Genomic DNA, 502 nt, shown 5'->3' on the forward strand with positions numbered 1-502 from the left:
TTCCCTCATCATGAAAATCATTAAACCATTTTAAATTTTAGACAAATGGAAGAGAATATTGTTTAATAGGAGAATATAAGTGCATTTAGCTAAAAGATCAGACATCAAAGGGGAGAAAGGTATGGAAACACCGGAAACAAGATTTTGTAAAGAGTCAAAGGTTGTGAAAACCAGCAGGGTGTTCCCGCTTGACACGAACAACCATAATACGCTGTTTGGCGGAAAATTAATGAGCTACATAGACGACATTGCCTCTATTTCAGCGGCGCGCCATTGCAGACGTGAAACGGTAACAGCTTCAATGGATTCTGTAGATTTTTTAAAGCCGATCGGGCAAAAGGATTCTGTCTGCCTAGAGTCCTATGTGACATGGGTCGGCACATCTTCCATGGAAGTATTTGTGAAAGTCATTAAAGAACATTTGATGACTGGCGAACGGGAACTCGCTGCCACATCCTTTTTGACATTTGTCGCATTAGATTCAAATGGCAAGCCGGTGCCT

The 502-nt window shown here is 41.2% G+C and carries 1 protein-coding gene; it reads left to right on the top strand.

Going from position 1 to position 502, the window contains the following annotated elements; all coding sequences use genetic code 11:
• Positions 1-121: 121 nt before the first annotated feature.
• A partial coding sequence (locus ACWHAR_RS32680; protein ID WP_452089123.1) for an acyl-CoA thioesterase occupies positions 122-502 on the top strand: 381 nt, incomplete at its 3' end.

The organism is Bacillus sp. LR--39 (assembly GCF_053613335.1).